The 16698-nt window shown below is 61.1% G+C and carries 18 protein-coding genes; 4 read left to right on the top strand and 14 right to left on the bottom strand.

Annotated features, from left to right (window positions below):
- Positions 1 to 57 precede the first annotated feature (57 nt).
- The 6 genes from proC to ACRCJM_RS05635 all read right to left on the bottom strand — a co-directional run bounded on the left by proC (position 58) and on the right by ACRCJM_RS05635 (position 8013).
- Positions 58 to 909: a pyrroline-5-carboxylate reductase gene (proC, locus tag ACRCJM_RS05660; protein WP_431464147.1), complete on the bottom strand. Its 852-nt coding sequence runs from the start codon at positions 907 to 909 to the stop codon at positions 58 to 60.
- A 157-nt stretch (positions 910 to 1066) separates the two neighbouring features.
- Positions 1067 to 1882, bottom strand: a complete 816-nt coding sequence (locus ACRCJM_RS05655) for a sugar phosphate isomerase/epimerase family protein (protein ID WP_431464141.1) — start codon at positions 1880 to 1882, stop codon at positions 1067 to 1069.
- 2 nt (positions 1883 to 1884) lie between these two features.
- A complete protein-coding gene (locus ACRCJM_RS05650; RefSeq protein ID WP_346874882.1) occupies positions 1885 to 2871 on the bottom strand; it encodes a Ppx/GppA family phosphatase in 987 nt (328 codons plus the stop codon).
- A gap of 114 nt (positions 2872 to 2985) precedes the next feature.
- Entirely contained in the window at positions 2986 to 5802 is a 2817-nt protein-coding gene (topA, locus tag ACRCJM_RS05645; protein WP_431464140.1) for a type I DNA topoisomerase, read from the bottom strand.
- 138 nt (positions 5803 to 5940) lie between these two features.
- On the bottom strand, positions 5941 to 6360 hold the full coding sequence (locus ACRCJM_RS05640) for a pyridoxamine 5'-phosphate oxidase family protein (protein ID WP_377128155.1): 420 nt from the start codon (positions 6358 to 6360) through the stop codon (positions 5941 to 5943).
- A 9-nt stretch (positions 6361 to 6369) separates the two neighbouring features.
- Positions 6370 to 8013: a DUF7059 domain-containing protein gene (locus tag ACRCJM_RS05635; protein WP_431464139.1), complete on the bottom strand. Its 1644-nt coding sequence runs from the start codon at positions 8011 to 8013 to the stop codon at positions 6370 to 6372.
- Positions 8014 to 8050: 37 nt separating this feature from the next.
- Between ACRCJM_RS05635 and ACRCJM_RS05630 the strand changes: the two genes are divergently transcribed.
- The 3 genes from ACRCJM_RS05630 to ACRCJM_RS05620 are packed head-to-tail and all read left to right on the top strand — an operon-like array spanning position 8051 to position 8993.
- Entirely contained in the window at positions 8051 to 8368 is a 318-nt protein-coding gene (locus ACRCJM_RS05630; protein ID WP_431464138.1) for a thiamine-binding protein, read from the top strand.
- Positions 8368 to 8808, top strand: coding sequence for a pyrimidine dimer DNA glycosylase/endonuclease V (locus tag ACRCJM_RS05625; protein ID WP_431464137.1), 441 nt, complete (start codon positions 8368 to 8370; stop codon positions 8806 to 8808). Before ACRCJM_RS05630 ends, ACRCJM_RS05625 begins: the two co-directional genes overlap by 1 nt.
- A 44-nt stretch (positions 8809 to 8852) precedes the next feature.
- Positions 8853 to 8993 (top strand): hypothetical protein, encoded by a 141-nt coding sequence (locus ACRCJM_RS05620; protein ID WP_431464136.1) that lies wholly within the window; start codon positions 8853 to 8855, stop codon positions 8991 to 8993.
- Between the two features lie 125 nt (positions 8994 to 9118).
- Here ACRCJM_RS05620 and ACRCJM_RS05615 read toward each other — a convergent pair whose 3' ends face one another.
- Genes ACRCJM_RS05615 through ACRCJM_RS05605 form a run of 3 tightly spaced genes read right to left on the bottom strand, consistent with a single transcriptional unit; the run spans position 9119 to position 11020 of the window.
- The gene (locus tag ACRCJM_RS05615; protein ID WP_431464135.1) at positions 9119 to 9652 is read right to left on the bottom strand and encodes a GyrI-like domain-containing protein; all 534 of its coding nucleotides are present in this window, start codon (positions 9650 to 9652) and stop codon (positions 9119 to 9121) included.
- Positions 9649 to 10533, bottom strand: coding sequence for a rhodanese-related sulfurtransferase (locus tag ACRCJM_RS05610; protein WP_431464134.1), 885 nt, complete (start codon positions 10531 to 10533; stop codon positions 9649 to 9651). The genes ACRCJM_RS05615 and ACRCJM_RS05610 overlap by 4 nt, the downstream gene beginning before the upstream one ends.
- Positions 10534 to 10579: 46 nt before the next feature.
- Positions 10580 to 11020 carry a pyridoxamine 5'-phosphate oxidase family protein gene (locus ACRCJM_RS05605; RefSeq protein WP_431464133.1) on the bottom strand — a complete coding sequence of 147 codons (441 nt, stop codon included), beginning with the start codon at positions 11018 to 11020 and terminating at the stop codon, positions 10580 to 10582.
- Between the two features lie 220 nt (positions 11021 to 11240).
- Here ACRCJM_RS05605 and ACRCJM_RS05600 point away from each other — a divergent pair, with 220 nt between their 5' ends.
- A complete protein-coding gene (locus ACRCJM_RS05600; RefSeq protein ID WP_431464146.1) occupies positions 11241 to 13814 on the top strand; it encodes a DEAD/DEAH box helicase in 2574 nt (857 codons plus the stop codon).
- 33 nt (positions 13815 to 13847) lie between these two features.
- Here the strand turns inward: ACRCJM_RS05600 and ACRCJM_RS05595 are convergent, their stop codons facing one another.
- The 5 genes from ACRCJM_RS05595 to ACRCJM_RS05575 all read right to left on the bottom strand — a co-directional run bounded on the left by ACRCJM_RS05595 (position 13848) and on the right by ACRCJM_RS05575 (position 16697).
- Complete coding sequence (locus ACRCJM_RS05595) at positions 13848 to 14219, bottom strand: Rv3654c family TadE-like protein (protein WP_431464132.1); 372 nt, start codon at positions 14217 to 14219, stop codon at positions 13848 to 13850.
- On the bottom strand, positions 14216 to 14596 hold the full coding sequence (locus ACRCJM_RS05590; RefSeq protein WP_431464131.1) for a TadE family type IV pilus minor pilin: 381 nt from the start codon (positions 14594 to 14596) through the stop codon (positions 14216 to 14218). The genes ACRCJM_RS05595 and ACRCJM_RS05590 overlap by 4 nt, the downstream gene beginning before the upstream one ends.
- Before the next feature lie 134 nt (positions 14597 to 14730).
- Complete coding sequence (locus tag ACRCJM_RS05585) at positions 14731 to 15030, bottom strand: DUF4244 domain-containing protein (protein ID WP_431464130.1); 300 nt, start codon at positions 15028 to 15030, stop codon at positions 14731 to 14733.
- A 345-nt stretch (positions 15031 to 15375) separates the two neighbouring features.
- Positions 15376 to 15963, bottom strand: coding sequence for a type II secretion system F family protein (locus tag ACRCJM_RS05580; RefSeq protein WP_431464129.1), 588 nt, complete (start codon positions 15961 to 15963; stop codon positions 15376 to 15378).
- A complete protein-coding gene (locus ACRCJM_RS05575) occupies positions 15960 to 16697 on the bottom strand; it encodes a type II secretion system F family protein (protein ID WP_431464128.1) in 738 nt (245 codons plus the stop codon). Before ACRCJM_RS05575 ends, ACRCJM_RS05580 begins: the two co-directional genes overlap by 4 nt.
- Position 16698 lies beyond the last annotated feature (1 nt).

Genomic DNA, 16698 nt, shown 5'->3' with positions numbered 1-16698 from the left:
GGGGTTTTGGTAACACAGCCTACTTTTACAGGTCCTCTTTTTTAGACTAGGCCTGTACTATTTTTCGGAGCTGAACTCTTCGGTCATTTCATCGTTCCGAGCTAGGCAGGCCCGCATAGCGGTCTCCGTCAGTTCAAAAAGGCCACCATCAATATAGGCGGTAATCGCCTTATCTGTGGTTCCCTGGGGGCTGGTGACCGCCTGACGGAGATCCTGGGGGTTGGGGTCAGCGTCCAGCAGGTAGCCCGCCCCCGCCACCGTAGCAGCAGCCAACTCGGTCGCGGTCTTTTCGTCGAGACCCAGCTTAACGCCCGCAGCGGCCATAGTTTCTGCGAGCAAGAAGGCATAGGCAGGGCCCGAACCAGATACGGCGGTTACCGCACCCATCTGCTCTTCCTCAACCTCAATGACCCGGCCGGCAGCACCCAGAACCTGAGCGGCGGCGTCCTTCAACTCGTCGCTAACGGTCTGGCCCACCGAGATAGCCAGCACGCCCTTACCTACCCGTGAGGGGGTGTTGGGCATACAGCGGATTGCAGGCTGCCCCTCGGGCAGAGCCCGCTGTAGGGCTTCCAGGGTGATACCGGCAGCAACCGAGACCACCACGGTCTGCTCGCCCAGAGCCGGAGAGATTTCACGGGCCAGATCAAGAATGGCGTAGGGCTTGACGCCGAGAAGCACCACGTCGGCTCCCTCCACGGCTTTGAGGTTAGCCTGGGCGTCGTCCTCACCAGCCAGAATCGTGACTCCCTGGGCCCCCTCCCCCAGCTTCTCCCGCAGCTTCGCAATGCTGGCGTGCGACCCAACGGTTGCGCGCACAGTGGCGGGGTCAGTACCCGCAGCAAGCAGGCCCGAGGCGATAGCTCCGTTCATGGAGCCGGTTCCGATAAAAGCAACAGTGGTCACGATGTTCTCCTTCGAATATGACACATAGTTGAAAGCGCTGTCGGACTCGCAGCGAAGCTGCTGGCGCGGGGCTGGCGTGAATCACACGTGAGCGCTAGCGAACCCGTGAGAGGGTCGGCAGCGAGCGCGAGTCCGAAGCGCATTGTGGGGTGATGAATTTTCACCTAGCTAAGTGGGTGCGGGCGAATTGCAGGGTCTCGTAGAGCATGTCGTCGCGGGCGCCTGCGCCTTTGGCCTTGCGAGTTGACACTTCAGCGCAGACTACGCCGTCAAAGTCGCTGGCTGCGATGTATTGCAGGGTTTCGGCGACGGGCTGGGTACCGTGGCCGGGGACCAGGTGCTCGTCCATGACTTTGTCACCGGAGCCATCGGTCAGATGCACGTGCCCCAGGCGGGAGCCGATGCGTTTGATGGCTTCTAGGGAGTCGTCCCCGGCTGCGGCTGCGTGGGAGAAGTCCCAGGTCATCCAGTCGTAGTCGAAGCGGGAGGGGTCCCAGTGGGGGGCGTACATCTCTATCGCGTGGCCTTTGACTGACCAGGGGTACATGTTCTCTACCGCGATTTTGACGTTCTCAAGTTCAGATATTTCCCGCACGCCCGCCACAAAGTTCTTGGCGTAGAGCTTCTGCCAGCGGAAGGGCGGGTGGGCGACGATGACGTCCGCTCCTACGGCCTTGGTCATTTTGGCCGCCATCTGCATCTTGTTCCAGGCCCGGCCCCAGACCTGCTGGGTCAGGAGCAGGGTGGGGGCGTGAATGGCGGAGATAGGAATCTGGTACTTCTGGATCAAATCGAGCAGGTCGTGGGGCTCCTGGGAGAGAGCCGAGTGGGTAATCATGACCTCTACACTGTCGTAGCCCAGGTCGACCGCCGTTGAGAAGGTTTCGGGTACGCCCAGTGGGAAGAGGCAGGAGGTGGAGAGGGCCACCGGCACGGGTTTGCGGGCGGACGGGCGCTGCTGCTCTGCGTTGTTCATGGCTAGTCCTGTACGAAGGCGGCGAGGGAGCGGGGGTCGATGACGGCTTCGGGCCCTTGCTGGGAGAGGTAGTTCATGCGGCGCAGCACCAGGCCCTCGCGTAGGGCCCAGGGGGAGACGCGCATGCGGTCGACACCGAAGACATCCATAGCGGCTTCGGCGGCGATAGCGCCTGCCAGCATTTGTTCGGCGCGGACGTCTGAGACGCCGGGGAGGCCAGCGCGCTCTTCGGGGGGCATGGCTTCTAGGCGGCGGGTCCAGAGTTTGAGGTCTTCGAGTGAGATTTCTCGTTTGACGAAGGGGCCAGCTGAGTAGGGGGCAGCGCCACAGATGCGGGCGAGGGAGCGGAAGGTTTTGGAGGTGCCTACCACCATGTTGGGTTGCCCGTAGGCGAGCAGGGTTTCTGCAACGGGTTCGAGGGTTTCCCGCACATACTTGCGGAGTTTTTTGATTTCCTTGGGGGACGGCACGGGGGTGCTGAACCAGTCCCCGGTCAGGCGGGTGGCGCCCAGGGGCACGGAGATAGCGTCGTCGGGGTAGGCATCCATACCGGTGGAGAACTCGAAGGAGCCGCCGCCGATATCAAAGTTGAGAATACGGCCAGCGCCCCAGCCCTGCCAGTGGCGCACGGCGTGGTAGGTGATAGCGGCTTCCTGGTCTCCGGTGATTTCGGTGAGGTTGACGCCGGTTTCGTTCTGCACGTGTTGCAGGACTTCGGGGCCGTTTTTGGATTCTCGAATGGCGCTGGTAGCAAAGGCCAGCAGGTCTTCTGCCCCGTGCTCAATCGCGTAGAGCACCGCAGACTTCACAAAGGCGGTGAGGCGGTCGCGGCCCTCGTCGGTGATATTGCCGTCCGCGTCAATATAGCGCACCAGCTGCAGGGGTTCCTTGTGGGCTGCTGTGTAGGCTTCGGGGCGGGAGCCCAGCTGGCCCTCAATCAGGAGAAGGTGGCCGGTATTTGAGCCGATGTCGAGTACGCCTAGTCGCATGGGTCCCCCCAGGGTGTGATGGTGAAGTACTTTCCTGCCTTCTAGTCTAAAGGACGGCCCCCGCCCAGCTAGCTTTCTCAGGGTGAGCTAGCGGGGCGGGTGCCTGATCTTTTTCTAGGACTTTGAGGCGGTTTTCTTGGCCGCTGTCTTCTTGGCAGTAGTTTTCTTCGCGGTCGTTTTCTTAGCCGCCGGCTTCTTGGCTGCTGTCTTGCGCTTGACCGGGCCCTTAGCTCGCTTCTCAGCTAGAAGCTCTACCGCCCGGGTGTGGGTCAGGGACTCGATGGTTTCGCTACGAGGCACAGTAATGTTGGTGACGCCGTCAGTGATGTAGGGGCCGAAACGACCGTCCTTGACCACAATCTTCTTCTCAGAGACCGGGTCTACGCCCAGTTCAGCCAGCGGGGGCTTGGCGGCGCCGCGTCCGCGCTGCTTGGGCTGGGAATAAATTTCCAGGGCCTGGTCCAGGGTGATGGAGAAAATCTGGTCCTCGGTTTCCAGAGAGCGGGAGTCGGTGCCCTTCTTCAGGTAGGGGCCGAAACGACCGTTCTGGGCGGTAATTTCGGTACCCTCAGCGTCGGTACCGACCACACGAGGCAGAGCCATAATCTTGAGGGCGTCGTCCAGGGTGACGGTCGCCAGGTCCATGGACTTGAAGAGGGAGCCGGTGCGGGGCTTTTCAGCCTTGGGCTTCTTCTTGGGCTTGGGCTTGCCGTTCTTGTAGTACTCGGTGGGCTGGGCGTCCATCCAGGCGGCGATTTCTTCCTCGGTCATCTCGGGGATAACCTCGGTGACGTAGGGGCCGAAGCGGCCGTCACGGGCCACGATGGTGCGTCCGGTTTCTGGGTCTACACCGAGTTCACGGCCGTCATTCTTGCCCATCTCCAGCAGCTCAGCGACCTTTTGCTCGGTCAGCTCATCGGGAGCCAGGTCAGCCGGTACGTTGGCACGTACCGGGTCCTTGATTTCACCGGTTTCGGTGTCGATCTCACCGCCGGTTTCCAGGTAGGGGCCAAACTTACCCACGCGCAGGTTGACCCCTGGGGCGACCTCAACCGAGTTGATGGCGCGGGCGTCAATGTCACCCAGGTTATCGACGATAGGCTTGAGCCCCCGCTTATCTCCCCCACCGAAGTAGAAGTGGGAGAGCCACTCGGGGCGGGCTTCTTCGCCGCGGGCGATGCGGTCCAGGTCCTCTTCCATTTCCGCGGTGAACTCGTAGTCCACGTACTTGGCAAAGTGCTCTTCGAGCAGGCGGACGACGGAGAAGGCGGTCCAGGAGGGCACCAGGGAGCCGGAGCGGTTATTGACGTAGCCGCGGTCCATGATGGTCGAGATGACGGCTGCGTAGGTTGAGGGACGGCCAATGCCGAGCTCGTCCATAGCCTTGACCAGGGATGCCTCGGTGTAGCGGGGCGGGGGTGAGGTTTCGTGGCGGGCAGCTTCGATATCGCTACCGCGCAGGGCGTCGCCTTCTGCCAGGTTGGGTAGGCGCTTGTCGTCCTTGCCGTCCTTGGCCTCGCCCTTGCCCTCTTCGCCGCGCAGGGCGTCCTTGCCTTCTTCGTAGGCGGCGAGGAAGCCGCGGAAGGTAATGACGGTGCCGGACGCTGCGAACTCGGCATCCCGGCCGTCGGCGGCGGTTGCCCCCAGGCGGACGGAGGCGGTGGAGCCCTTGGCGTCAGCCATCTGGGAGGCGACGGTGCGCTTCCAAATCAGCTCGTAGAGGCGGAATTCGTCGATGCTCAGCGCATTCTTGACCTCGGCGGGGGTACGGAAGGAATCCCCCGCAGGGCGGATTGCCTCGTGGGCTTCCTGGGCGTTCTTGGACTTGGAGGTGTAGACGCGCGGGGAGGCGGGTACGAAGTCAGCACCGTACAGTTCAGCTGCCTGCTTGCGGGCAGCCTGGGTGGCCTGGTCAGACAGGGCAACCGAGTCGGTTCGCATGTAGGTGATGTAACCGTTCTCGTAGAGGCGCTGGGCCACCTGCATGGTGGAGCGGGACGAGAAGCGGAGCTTACGGGCGGCCTCCTGCTGCAGGGTTGAGGTGGTGAAGGGGGCAGCGGGGCGGCGGGTATAGGGCTTAGTTTCGACCGAGCGGACGGCGAAAGCGGCGGATGCCAGCGCGGTAGCCAGGGAGCTGGCGGCGGCTTCATCCAGGTGGGCAACCTTACCTGCCGAGGCAGGCTTGAGGGTGCCGTTATCGGCAAAATCCTTGCCGGTAGCCACGCGGGCACCATCAACAGCGGAGAGCTTGGCGGTGAAAGATTCGGAGGCGGAGGTGGTGAAGGTACCGGTGAGGTCCCAGTAGGTGGCTGAGCGGAAGGCCATGCGTTCGCGCTCACGCTCTACGACCAGGCGGGTTGCCACAGACTGCACGCGCCCGGCTGAAAGGCCGCGGGAGACCTTGCGCCAGAGCACCGGTGAGAGCTCGTAACCGTAGATACGGTCGAGCACACGGCGGGTTTCCTGGGCGTCCACCAGGTTGTTATCAATGTCGCGCAGTTCGTTGAAGCCACGCTGAATCGCTTCTTTGGTGATTTCGGGGAAGGTCAGACGGTAGACGGGCACCTTGGGCTTGAGCACCTGCAGCAGGTGCCAGGCAATGGCTTCACCTTCGCGGTCACCATCGGTTGCCAGATAGAGGGCATCGGACTCTTTGAGCAGGCGCTTGAGCTCGGTGACCTTCTTTTTCTTATCGGGGTTGACCACATAGTAGGGCTCGAAGCCTTCTTCTACGTTGACCGCAAACTTGCCGACGGGGCTCTTTTTGAGCTCATCGGGCAACTCAGAGGGCTGGGGAAGGTCGCGAATATGCCCCATGGAGGATTCAACGATGAAGGCATCGCCCAGGTACCCGCTGATGGTTTTCACCTTCGAGGGGGATTCCACGATCAGCAGTGACTTGCCGTGCTCGGTGGTTGCCTTAGTGGGCACTGAGGGCTCCTTGGGGTCGGTTTTTCGCGTGTATGCACAACAATAGCCGACTTACGGGGCTTCGTGTCTACTTAGACCGATGTGACCTTAGAGCACGGGCGTGCGGGGGCCAGTACCGGTGCTGGCCCCCTTAGCCCCTTAAAGCTCATCAGCAGGTTCTGCCCCGATTTCGAACTCGCGCCCGCTGACGCTCACCGGCTCTACCTCAACCCAGTTGGTCTTGTAGGTCGGTGAGTAGGTGCACAGGCCCAAGGCTTCGACCGCGTCGAGGTCGGCTTCGCTGGTGAGCCAGTGGGCGTTGCCGTGCACGACAACGGAGCGGGCTGTACCGTCGATGACCTCGTCAATTTCGAAGGCGGCCTTGCGGCTGATGACGACTTCTGAGAGCTTCTGGCCGGCTGCGGTGCGGAAGTAGATTTTCTTCTCGTGCACCACGAAGTTGACGGGGTAGATATCTACCTCCCCGCCAACAGCCAGGGCCAGGCGGCCGAACTCGTGGGCAGCTAGCAGCTCCCAGCAGCGGTCTTCGGTCAGGGTTTTAATAGGATTCTCTACCATGGCCCCAGTCTAGTCGCCCTGGTCAATCCGCAAAAAGCCCTTTTCGAGCAGTTCGCGCATGTTACTGATTAATACTTGTCTGGGTTCTTCGGTCTCCCAGCCCAGCAGGGCAGCTAGGGCACCGACGATTTGGCCGGCGGTCAGTTCCCCGTCGCAGGCGGAGACGAAGCCGGAGGTCTCTGTGGTTTCTAGGATGGTGCGGCGCAGTCCGGCACCTGCGCGCAGCAGAATCACGGAGGGGTGCTCAGAGCCGGGGGTGGCATGGCGTTCTTCGGTCACGTCCCCGGCAACGACCAGGTGCTTCTCTAGCAGCTCGGCATCGCTCAAGGCGGTGACCTGATCAAAGTGCTCCACCGCCTCGGTGATGAAGGGGGCGATGGGTTGCTGGATGGGGTAGGTAATTTCTTCGAAGCGGTGCAGGCGTTCCCCTGCGGACGCCGGGTTCGGCTTACGTAGCCAAATCATGCCAAAGCCAATGGAGCCAACGCCGCGGGAGGCGAAGTCGCGCAGGTAGGCAGTGTAGGCTGCCTCAAAGTGGGCGGGGTCGCGGTTTTCGCTGGCATCGCGCAGCCAGGTTTCGGCGTACTGTTCGGGCTCAAGCACCTCGCGCTGAATAAACCAGGCCTCGGTCTGCTCCCCTACCCAAGCGCGGGGGCGGTCAGCCCAGTCAACTGGGCCTTCCTGGCCGTCCACCGGGATTTCCCAGTTACCCAACATTTGGGCGCGTCCGCCGGGGGCAAGCACGGTGGGCAGCTGCTGCACCAGGGTTGAGATGATGCCGTCCCCCGCCATACCGCCGTCGCGGTAGGTGAACTGGTCTTCGGGGGTTTCCTGGTCGCTGCGCGGGGTAATAACAAAGGGCGGGTTAGAGACCACCAGGTCAAAGGTTTCACCGGCGACCGGCTCCAGGAGGGAGCCTAAGCGCAGGCTGACGCGCTCCTCCAGGTTGGCGGGGTTCAGCTTCAGGGCAGACGCATTCAGCAGCAGATTAAAGCGGGTGAAGGCCAGAGCCCGCTCGGAAATGTCAGTGGCGGTTACGTGGCGGGTATGAGCCAGCAGGTGGAAGACCTGGATGCCGCAGCCGGTGCCCAGGTCAAGGGCCCGCTCTACGGGGGTACGTTCGGTCAGCTGGGCCAGGGTCAGGGAGGCATGGCCAATACCCAGCACATGGTCCTTACGCAGGACGCCGGGGCGCTGGTGGGCTCCTAAGTCACTGGCCACAAAGAGTTCGGTTCCATCGTCCGCAGCGTGGGGGCGCAAATCTACGGCGGCCTGCACCAGGCCGTCCTCGGTAGGCTCCGCCAACCCCAAATCCAGCAGCAGATCCAGACTACCTGCTCCCAGGGCGTCCTCAAGGTCCCCACCGGGCAGCGCGGTGCCAAAGAGGAAGAAGCGCACCAGCTGGGCTAGGTTCCGCTGGCTCGCGGTGAAAGTCTCTGATGTCGCCTCCTGCCCCAGAATCTGGCTCACCCGGTAGAGGCCGGGCACCACTTGGTCGCGGGTCATGGCCTCAAAAGCGCGGGGCCCCAGCAACTCTTCGATACCGTCGTAAGTGTAGTTGAGACCGGTCAGGGCGGTGTACAGGCGGGTGAGGGCGGCAGTATCGGCGCTGACGGGGGAACCGGGAACACGAGAAAAATCAGAAGTTATCACGCTCTCTATTTAACCGTATGAGCGGTACGGTAGAGACATGTTATTTGCTTTCTCAGTAGCTCCCACCGGCGGTGGCGACCCCTCCGGGTCCGTCCACGAGGCCGTTGCAGAAGCCGTCCAGATTGTCCGCGACTCAGGTCTACCCCACCGCACCGACGCCATGTTCACCACCATCGAAGGTGACTGGGACGAGTGCATGGCCGTCATCAAAGCCGCCACTGAAGCTGTTGGCAAGTACGGCAACCGGGTTTCCCTGGTGCTCAAGGCCGATATCCGCCCGGGCCACGATTCGGGCGAACTCACCGGCAAACTAGAGCGACTGGAAGAAGCTATCGCCCGCCGAGATGAGCGCTAGTGCGCATCTGGTCAGTGCATCCTTCCCTTCTCGACGCCAAGGGCCTTGTAGCCTGCTGGCGGGAAACCCTGCTTGCCCAGAAAGTGCTTCAGGGGCTCACCAAGGGCTACACCAGCCACCCCCAGCTCGACCGCTTTAAGGCATCCAGCGACCCCCTAGCCTACATCTGCACCTATCTACACGGGCTAGCTAACGAAGCTGACAGGCGGGGCTATAGCTTCAACCGCGGCTTGCTGGTGTTCCCTCCCCGGGACGACTTAGAACCGCTCCCTGTCACCGATGGCCAGCTGGACTACGAAATCTCATTTTTGGCAGAAAAAGTAAAGTCCCGTTCACCCCGGTGGTATGACCAGCATTTCACCACGTCACCTGTGAAAATCGCCCATCCACTCTTCACCGTCGTACCGGGTGAAGTGGAGAGCTGGGAAAAGATTAAATAATAATCAAGGTAATTTTTTCTAGAGGTCTGGGTTATATTTACTTTATGGCTAATGCAGAAAAAATTGCCGAACTGGAAAAGTCCATTGCTGACTGGAAGGAAAAGGCCGCTAACGGTGGCCCCGCTTTCATCGCAGAAATTGTTGAAAAGCTCGAAGCTGAACTGGCTGTAGAGCAGAACTCCTAAAGACTTTTCCCTTCGGTATTACCACACCAGTACAACCGTAAACTAAGCGCGCACAAGCGCACTTACTGTCAAAGAAAATACCTCCCGTATATCGCACTGCGGGAGGTATTTTCTTGCTTTTAGACCTAGTGTGAAGGCTGACCAGTCACAGCCTGCCACAGGTACATACGGTAGTTCTCATCGGTCACATGACCGGGGCCATAGACCTCTAAACACACGCCGGTGGGCTCTAGACCCTTAGCCGGGATAAAGGTACCGGTCAGATAGTCAAACCCCGCCTTGATATGGGCAGGGGGGAAGCCCGGGGTAATAGCCCCCTGCACCAGGACGGTAGCGTACATGGCGGCAGGCACCATCACACCGGTCAGGCCCAGGGCCGCGACGTCCTTAATTCCACCGGGCACGATAAAACCTGCCGTGTAGGTAAAGCCCGTGTCGTCGGCGTCCGGCATTACGACGCCTACCTTCTGCAACTTTTCTACCGCGGCCAGGCGCTGGGCGGCCAGGTCGCTCTCGCCCGATTCAAGCTTTTGGTAGAGGCGGTCCCACCAGGAACCGAAGTCGCTCTCTTCGGTCGCAGGGTCGGTGACACCGGCGACCATGAAGGTACCGTACTCGATCAGAGCTGTTTCGTAGACCGGGGTCTTCTGCTTGCTCATGCTGACGCTGCCGCAGCCTCGCGCTCAGCCTCTGCTTTGGCCTGGCAGTCGGGGCACAGCAGTACCAGGTCGCGCACGCCGTCTACATCGAGGTTAACGAAGGTGTTTGCCTTAGCACCGCAGTGCTCGCACTCACCGATGGTGACGGTATCGGGTGAGAAGTTCATGTGCTGGCGTTTGTCGAAGATATAGAGTGACCCCTCCCAGAGGCCGGAGTCACCGTACTTTTCGCCGTAGCGCACGATGCCACCGTCGATTTGGTAGATCTCCTTGAAGCCACGGTTTTTCATCAGGGCCGAGAGAATTTCACAGCGGATGCCACCGGTGCAGTAGGTGACGACGGGCTTGTCCTTGAGGTCATCGTACTTGCCCGACTCAATTTCTTTAATGAAGTCGTGGGTGGTACGAACATCGGGCACAACGGCGTTCTTGAACTTGCCGATTTTAGCTTCAAAGGCATTACGGCCGTCAAAGAAAACGACCTCATCCCCGCGTTCTTCAACCAGCTTGTTCACTTCTTCAGGCTTCAGGTGCACGCCGCCACCGACCACACCGTTTTCATCAACGACCAGCTCATCAGGGGTGCCGAAAGCGACGATTTCATCGCGGGCTTTGACGGAAAGACGGGGGAAGTCACTGGCGCTACCGTCGGACCACTTGAGCTCGAGCTTTTCAAAGCCGGGGTACTGGCGGGTAGTCTTGCCGTACTGTTTCAGGGCGTTGATGTCGCCGCCCAGGGTTCCGTTAATGCCGTGTTTAGAAATCAGGATGCGACCGGTTAGCCCCAGTTTCTCGCAGAGGGCACGCTGCCAGAGCATCACGGCCTTGGGGTCGGTAACAGGGGCGAAGCAGTAGTAGAGGATAATTTTTTCTTGAGACACACCCCCATTTTAGACCCTACACCTGATGAACGGGGCGACCGGTGAGCTAACCCAGGCGGAAGCGGCGGCCCGTCATTTTCTGCGGGGTAAGTTCCACGAACTCCAGCTTCTCGGTATTGAGCCAGGGTTCCAGATTGAGCTTGCCAACATAGTCGATGTCGCGGGTTTCGGTGAGCAAACGGGCAGTAGCGAACACGTTGACAGAATAGGCGTGACTGCCCTCAGCCCGGTCAAACTGCACCGTGACTTTCTCATTCATCAAGAGCTGGGTGAGCTTACTACCGGAGGCGGTGCGGAAGAAGATACGTACCCCGTCGGTGACGATATTGAGCGGGGTGACGTGTACGTAGCCGTCCTCACCTACCGTACCCAAGCGGGCAAACCGGGTGCCTTCGATGAGCCCCCAAATCTGCTCATCCGTCAGTACTGTAACCACAGGTTCCTGCTCGGCGGTCTTCTTACCCTGAATGTTCATAGGAATACTCATGCCCCCATTATCTCATTCTCTATAGCACAGGTCACAGATAGGGTAGGAAAAACAGTAAATATTTACGCTCACCCCGCGGTGCCATAATAGACGGGTGCCTACAGAAGCCTCACCATCATTCCCGACCGCCGCTGGCTCGCAGCCTTATGGAGCGCCCTCCCACGGGGCAGCGTCCGCCCAAACGCCTGCCACCCGTGCCCCGCAGCCGGGTGAACTAGCCGTGGTCTTAGAACAGCTGGGGCTAACCTCCTTACCGGAGCAGGTAACCCATGTACGCACCCTACCTGCCCGACCGGCTGAAACTGCCCCCTGGCCGTCCTGGGTCCACCCGCGAATGGTTGAGGCCTACCAGAACCTAGGAGTACCCGAGCCCTACCTGCACCAGGTAAAAGCTGCGACAGCTGCCCAGGAGTCCCCCGGCAACCGGCACGTTATTCTGGCAACGGGAACCGCCTCGGGTAAGTCCCTGGCCTATCAGCTCCCTGCCCTTGACGCTATCTACCGGGGTGAATTTGAGACTCAAGCTAGCGGCTTTGACTCAGGCCGGGCTACAGCGCTCTATCTCTCCCCCACTAAGGCTCTAGCGGCAGATCAATTAGCCTCCCTGCGGAATCTGGAGGTGCCGGGTGTGGTAGCTGAAAGCTACGATGGGGATACCCCGCAGGCCGACCGCCGTTTTATTCGCGAGCGCGCTAACTTTATTCTGGCTAACCCGGATATGCTGCACCACGCTATCTTGCCCAACCATGCCCGCTGGGCTGGGTTTTTGCGCAAGCTCAAGTATGTGATTGTGGATGAAGCCCACGGCTACCGGGGCGTGTTTGGTGCCCACGTTTCCCTGCTCATGCGGCGGCTGCGCCGGGTCTGCCGTTACTACGGTGCTACTCCGGTCTTTATTGGGGCGTCGGCTACGAGCGCGGAGCCAGCTGAGTCGTTTGCCCGGCTGATCGGTTCGCGCCCTACGGCAGTTGCGGCGGTGACGGAAAGTACCGCCCCGCGCGGAGCTACCCATGTGCTCTTGTGGGAGCCGGAGTTTACCGACCCAGCTGCGGTCAACGATAAGCTCTCTGCCCACGCCAACGGGGTGAGTGTTCGGCCCGGTGCCCAGGGCAGTGGTGCCGGTGAGAACGGGGCACCGGTGCGTAAGTCGGTGATTACTCAGAGCGCTGAGATGCTCACTGACCTGGTGGTGAACCGTACCCGCACCATCGCTTTTATTAAGTCTCGACGGGGTGCTGAGGCTATCGCTCAGACTGCGGGGCGCTATCTCGATGAGGTGGAGCCCGGGCTTTCTGCGCGCATTGCGGCCTATCGGGCGGGCTACCTGCCCGAGGAGCGGCGGGCTCTTGAAGCTAGCCTGCGCCGGGGAGAGATTCTTGGCGTTGCCTCGACCAATGCCCTGGAGCTGGGTATTGATATTGCGGGTCTTGACGCTGTCTTGGTGGGCGGCTGGCCGGGTACGCGGGCGTCCTTTTACCAGCAGATAGGACGAGCTGGCAGGGCTGGGCAGGACGCTTTTGCGGTGCTGATTGCCAGCGAGGACCCCCTCGATACCTACCTGGTACATCACCCCGAAGATATCTTTGACCGGCCGGTAGAAAAAACCGTCTTCGACCCTGAAAACCCCTATGTGCTTAGTCCGCACCTGTGTGCCGCGGCGGCTGAGATTCCCCTGCGCCGGGATGAGCTCATGGTTTTTGGGCGGTCCACCGAGGCACTCCTGGGGCGTCTGGTGGAGCAGGGCTACTTGCGGCAGCGAGCCACAGGCTGGTTTTGGACGCACCCGGAATCTGCCAGTGATTTTGTGAACCTGCGCGGGGGCGGCTCTCCCCTACAGATTATTGATGTTGAGACCGGTAGCGTGATCGGCAGTATGGACGATGGTCATGCCCATTCTCAGGGGCACCCCGGTGCTATCTACACCCATCAGGGTAAGACTTTCGTGGTAGAAGACCTCGATGAGGACAATAAGGTTATTGCTGTCTCGGCGGTCAGCCCCGATTACTACACCCAGTCTCGTGATATTACCGAGGTGACGGTGTTGGGGGCTGAGGAAACCCTGCAACAGGGGCAGGTGAGTCTGACCTACGGGCAGGTGCGGGTACGTTCTCAGGTAGTTAGCTACCAGCGGAAGTCGCTGATTGGTCAGCAGGTGCTGGGCGACGAGCCTCTTGACCTTGCTCCGCAGGAGCTACAGACTAGGGCTATCTGGTGGGCGATGCCCGCTCCCCTGCTCTATGCTGCGGGCATCCATGAGCGAGATATCCCCGGGGCTCTGCACGCCGCCGAACATGCCGCTATCGGCCTGCTGCCTCTGGTGGCTACCTGCGACCGATGGGATATCGGTGGTTTATCGACCGCCTTCCATGTTGATACCGAGCAGCCCACTATCTTCGTCTATGACGGCCACCCGGGCGGGGCGGGCTTTGCTGAACGGGGCTTTGAGCAGGTGGGGCATTGGCTACGCGCCACCCTCGATACGATTTTGGCCTGCGAGTGCGAGCTGGGCTGCCCCTCCTGTGTGCAGTCCCCCAAGTGTGGCAACCGGAACGAGCCCCTGCACAAGGCCGGTGCTGCCCGCCTCGTAGCTGCCCTGCTCGTTGAGGCTGACGAACTCACCGACGAAGAGCGCAGAAGACTGCTCAAGCCTTTAGACCCGGCATCTGAAAGCCCGGTAGCTGGGGAAACAGGAACGAAGAGTTATGCGGAGGGGCACCGGGCGGAGGGGAAGCCTGCCCCGGTGGGTGTAGCTGAGTCTTTGACTGGCTTTGCCGCTACCGACGACCCTTTCTAGCCTTGATATAGCGAGCGGGGCTGGCCACGGTTATCAGGAAGCAAGTGGCCCCGCCCGGGAGAGACCCTGGGCAGGGCCTAAGAAGGCAAAGGGACCGGGTATATCGACAAAGGTGCGCACGTCCACCGTTCCGCCCAGCCCGGATGGCTGACCGCAACCACCCAGCTGGGCTCCGTTAGCGAGGGCAAGGCGCTCGGCTACCGCGCAGGGCTCTCCTGGGGTAAGACCACGAGCAGCGTCCGCAGCGGCAAGGGCTGCCACATCGGCTGCAGCAGCTGCCCGGTGTTGAGCGGTGATGACCCCAATGAGCCCGGCACAGGTAGTCCCAAGAACAAGAAGAGCACAGACTAGGCCCACCGTGGCAACGGTGCTACTCCCTCGTTCTCTATCGAATCTACGATTCACGGGTCCGCCCTCCCGGTAGTGGTGCTGTGCTCGGTCAGGGCTTGGGCATCTGCTGTCAGTGTCCAGCCGCTGAGCTGGCCTACCAGCCCGGGGGCGGCTCTGCTTACGCTGACCACCGTCATGTCGTCTACCTGGGCCAGGCTCACAGCAGCCTCGGGGTCAATCTCTTGCACAATACGGGTGACAGTTTCGGCAGTCTCACCGCGAGCGGCAGCTCTGGCTCCCAGGCGAGCGCCCTCTTCGAGCTTGAGCTGTACGATACCCGTTGCCGCAGCTCCAAGTACCAGGGCCAGAATGAACACGATACCGGGCAGAACCACCGCAAATTCTGCGGTGCTGGAGCCCCGTTCTCGCTCTTGAGTCGCTTTTCTTTGCATACTGTCACCACCGTGGAATATTCGCTGACAGCCACTCACAAGGCATGTGTGGTTTCTTGGGGTAAGGCAGTGCCCTGCCTGTAACCGTCTGCTTGCAACTTTTGGAAGAGCTACGGCTACAGGCAGGGTAGCCCTTAAGCGCCGGTTGAGAGCGCGGTCTGCACGATACCTAACAGCATCTGGCGTACTTCCTCAGATTTGAGAATAACTACCAGCAGACCGGCAAAGCCCACAGCTGCCAGCATGACGATGCCGTATTCGGCGGTGGTTGCGCCCGCCTCACTATCGTCAAGACCGGCCCGAACAAGCTGCCCTTCCACCACATCTGACTCGCTCTTAGCCCGATGCTGTAGTCGTTGATCGACAGCAGCTAAATGCTCCTTACGACTGGTTCGCTCGCTACCGATTAGGGGTAATAAGGGGTGTTTCAACACGGTATCCTCCTTGATGTAGAGCCGCCCAGCTACGGTGCTGGGCCGCCTTGGTTGTTGTGGTGCTCTCGGGTGAAGGTGGGGTAAGGGGCGGGTAAAGGTGATGAAGAAAGACGCCGGATCCTTCACCCGAGATACCTGTAGCCTGTCAGAGTCCCGACTGAGCTGTACAGGGTGGCACCCCCTGTGGATAAATCGTCCTCTGCTACTGCCCCGTACTTATGGGACGTGCGGGCACTGCTTGCTCTGAATGTGGTGCAGCTATGACGCAACTGTGACGCTTTAGAAGGTTATTTTTCTTGCCTGTGAACAAGGGCCGGGGAGCCCCGAGTTCCTCAGAAAGATTCCTTAGAAAAGTGACGGCAGGAGAGCGATGAGCACCGGCACCACTCCCAGGCAGATAAAGGACGGCAGCGAGCATGCTCCCAGGGGCACCACCAGTTTGACCCCTAGACGGGCTGCTGCCTTTTCGTAGGCTCGCTGCCGGTGGCGCCGCTGCCGCTGAGCCAGAACCCGCACCAGCTGGGCGCTCGGGGCACCTGTGCTCAGTGTCAGCCCAAGGGCTTCGCGGATGCCCTCTAGCTCTTTGGCAACCGGCGGAGCCCAGGCGTCCGTCCAGCTCTTTCCGCGGTAGAGGCCTTCCACCACCGCAGCTAGCTCCGCCCGGTGTCTTCCGTCTTCAAGTTGACCAAGCTGCTGCAACACCGCCGGGACCGAGAGCCCGGCAGCAAGCATAGTAGCTGCCATATCCAGGTAGAGGGCACCGTCCAAGGCGGGAGCGGACGACGGGGGAGACTGTTCTTCACCCTGTTGCTTTTCCGGGGCGGCCCACCCCCGCCCTGCCCCATCAGAAACTGCGCCCCGACGTCTTAGCACCAAAAGTAGAGCCGCTCCCACCAGGCAGGCGCAGCTAACGCACAGTACCAGGAAGATCATTGCCCCTCCTCAGCTCTACGAATCAGGTGGGCAGTCCAGCGGTTCCCACACCAGGCCAGCACCAGACCAGTAAGCCCGATAAGGGCGCCCGGAACCGACCCCAGGAGAACCCCCAGCGGGTCAGTTCCCATCACAATTCCCAGCCCTAGCCCAATAAAGGGCAGCCAGGAAAGAATCCGCCCCGTAGCCCGCGGGCCACTGAGGGCAGTTTCCCGCTGCTGCCGCAGGTCAATCTCCGTCTCAAGGTAACGAGCAAGGTGCTCGAAGACCTGCGCTAAAGACGCCCCGGTGCGCTCGCCCACCTGCCAGCAGGCAGCCACCGCAGCGGCTCCCTGCCGCACGCTATCTCGCACTTCGCTCTGCACCGCTGCCTGCTGGTAGACAGGAGCCAGGGGCCGCCCCTGGCTAGCTGCCACGCTAGCAGCCTCAAACAGTTGGGCTATCTGAGCCCGGGCGTCTTCCAAGACCTGCTGCTGGCGGGAAGCAGGGCTAAGAAAGCTCAGGAGCCTCACCCGGCTGGTCGCACTGTGACGCGCGGGGGCGGCATCGGGTTTTTCTACGGCCAAGCCCGCCAGGTAAACAGCTACCTGGGTGCATGCCACCGCCGGAGTACACCCGGCCTTGAGCAGGGCGGCAAGGCGCCAGATGGCGTCCGGCCACAGTTCCAGCTCTTCGATACTGGCAGGGGCAGCCCGCCGCGCTAGCCCCTTCTTACCGATCTTCCGGGGGCTCAAC

The organism is Rothia sp. L_38, from assembly GCF_050689125.1.
GTDB lineage: Bacteria > Actinomycetota > Actinomycetes > Actinomycetales > Micrococcaceae > Rothia.
This window is presented reverse-complemented; position numbering and strand designations above follow the sequence as displayed.